The 2556-nt window shown below is 30.2% G+C and carries 2 protein-coding genes and 1 riboswitch; both genes read left to right on the top strand.

Translation table 11 applies throughout. The features are described 5' to 3' along the window. The first annotated feature begins 68 nt into the window (after window positions 1-68). A riboswitch (SAM riboswitch) is annotated at window positions 69-175 on the top strand. A 215-nt stretch (window positions 176-390) separates the two neighbouring features. Next, the gene (locus J7G74_RS08965; RefSeq protein WP_297134319.1) at window positions 391-1716 is read left to right on the top strand and encodes a Na+/H+ antiporter NhaC family protein; all 1326 of its coding nucleotides are present in this window, start codon (window positions 391-393) and stop codon (window positions 1714-1716) included. A gap of 185 nt (window positions 1717-1901) precedes the next feature. Then, window positions 1902-2556, top strand: a 655-nt coding sequence (locus J7G74_RS08960) for an undecaprenyl-diphosphate phosphatase (protein WP_297134317.1), incomplete at its 3' end; no start/stop codon positions are given.

Raw genomic sequence — 2556 nt, 5'->3', positions numbered from 1 at the left:
TTTGTAAATTAAAAATATTGACAATAAATAAGAATTATTATATTATTTATAATAAATAAATATTTACTTACTTATCAAGAGAGGTGGAGGGACTGGCCCTATGATACCCAGCAACCGATATACATTTACGTATAAAAAGGTGCTAAATCCTGCAGTGAAGACTGAAAGATGAGAATTAACTTAGTTTATTTGGCTTGAGATTATTCTCAAGCCTTTTTAATTGTGAGGAAATATGATTTATCTGATTTGTAGATAAATATAATCTTCAACTTTGTGACTTGAGCAATGGGTGAAGCTATTGAAACATGAAGTGGAGCGCCACATAGTGGTTAAGCCAAGTAAATTTTTGGCTTGAATATGATAAGTAATATGGTAGGAAGGATGTGTGTTATGAATAAGGAACAAAGACAAAGAGGTAATGCTTTGGCATTATTGCCATTAGGTGTATTTTTAATATTATTTATAGGTAGTGGAATTATAACTGGAGATTTTTATAAGATGCCCACACTAGTAGCTTTTATAATTTCAACAGGTGTAGCATTTTTATTTAATAGAAAAGAAAGTTTTAGTACTAAAATGGAAGTATTCTGTAAAGGTGGAGGAAATAAGGATATTATTTTAATGCTTATAATTTTCTTATTTGCAGGAGCTTTTAGTGGAGTAGCTAAATCAATGGGTGGAGTTGATTCAGTAGTAAATCTAGGTTTATCAATACTACCAGCTAACTTATTAGTAACAGGATTATTTATTATAGGATGCTTTATATCAATATCAATGGGAACTTCTGTTGGAACTATAGCGGCTATAGGCCCAATAGGTGTAGCTGTTGCGTCTAAAACAGGAATACCAGTAGCATTAGTTTTAGGAGCGGTAGTAGGTGGAGCAATGTTTGGAGATAACTTATCAATGATATCTGATACAACAATTGCAGCTACTAAAACTCAAGGTTGTGAAATGAGAGATAAATTTAAAGTGAATTTCTCAATAGTATTACCAGCAGCAATAGCAACTATTGTATTACTTACTGTTATAACAAGGGGATATACAAGTATATCTGAAGAAACATATAGCTTTGAACTTATAAAGGTATTACCATATTTATTTGTACTTATAGGAGCAATACTTGGGGTAAATGTATTTTTACTTCTTGGTGGAGGTGTAATACTTGCAAGTGGTATAGGTATAGCAACTGGCTCATTAGATATATTTGGAGCAATAACGGCCATATCAGAAGGTATGTCAAGTATGTTTGAACTTTGTATGATATCTATTGTTGTTGGAGGTATGGTTGAACTTATCAAATTTAATGGAGGAATTGATTTTGTTCTTAATTTTATACAAGATAGAATTAAGGACAAAAAAGGAGCAGAATTTGGAATAGCAGCTTTAGTAAGTATAGTAGACTTATGTACTGCCAACAATACTATAGCCATAGTAATGTCAGGACCATTAGCTAAAAATATAGCAGAGGAATATAACATAGAACCAAGAAAGTCAGCAAGTATATTAGATATATTTGCAGCTGTGTGGCAAGGTATAATTCCTTATGGAGCTCAATTACTAACTGCAGCAGGACTAGCTTCAATATCTCCTTTTGAGATAATTAAATATTTACATTATCCAATATTAATGCTAGTGTGTGGTATTTTAGCAATCTCATTAGGATTACCAAAAATAAGATCAAAAAAAATAGATTCAGAAAAAGAAATAGCATAGATGTGTAAAAGTCATAGGATAAAATCTTATGACTTTTATAATGTGATTATGAGTTATATATAACATATTTGTAAACTATATTTATGAGAAAAATTATGATATACTATATTAGGTAAATATCCTAATGATACTATTAGGATATTTTTTTATTTATGAAGAGATTATAAAAAAGAGGTGAAAAATAAATGGAGTGGATAGAAATATTTAAAGCCATTATTTTAGGTGTAATCGAAGGAATCACAGAGTGGCTTCCTGTAAGTAGTACGGGGCATATGATATTAGTAGACGAGTTTTTACAGTTAGGTATGTCAGATGCTTTTAAAGAAATGTTTTTTGTAGTTATACAATTGGGAGCGATTATGGCTGTTGTTATTTTATATTGGAAAAAGATTTTTCCTTTTTCATTTGACAAAAAGCCGTTTGTACAAAATGATATAATTATAATGTGGATAAAGATAGTAATAGCTTGTGTTCCAGCTGCTATAGTTGGATTAATGTGGGATGATGAAATAAATGCATTATTTTATAACTTCCAAACAGTAGCTATAATGTTAATATTATTTGGTATATTATTTATAATAGTTGAAAACTCTAATAAAGGAAGAAGACCAAAAGTTACTAACATGAATCAACTTACATATAAAATGGCTATTATTATAGGGTTATTCCAATTAATAGCAGCTATTTTCCCAGGAACATCTCGTTCAGGAGCTACTATATTAGGGGCATTATTAATAGGTATATCAAGAGAGATAGCGGCTGAATTTACATTCTTCTTAGCTATACCAGTAATGTTTGGTGCAAGTTTGCTTAAATTAGTTAAATTTGGTCTTGTATTTA

Origin of the sequence: Terrisporobacter sp. (assembly GCF_017888745.1) — a bacterium.
GTDB lineage: Bacteria > Bacillota > Clostridia > Peptostreptococcales > Peptostreptococcaceae > Terrisporobacter.
The sequence above is the reverse complement of the archived record's forward strand: the minus strand, read 5'-3'. Positions and strand labels throughout refer to the sequence as shown.

Bases quoted from the DNA above. Each gene is read 5' to 3' on its own strand.
- J7G74_RS08965 (WP_297134319.1), top strand. From the start codon at position 391: ATGAATAAGGAACAAAGACAAAGAGGTAATGCTTTGGCATTATTGCCA.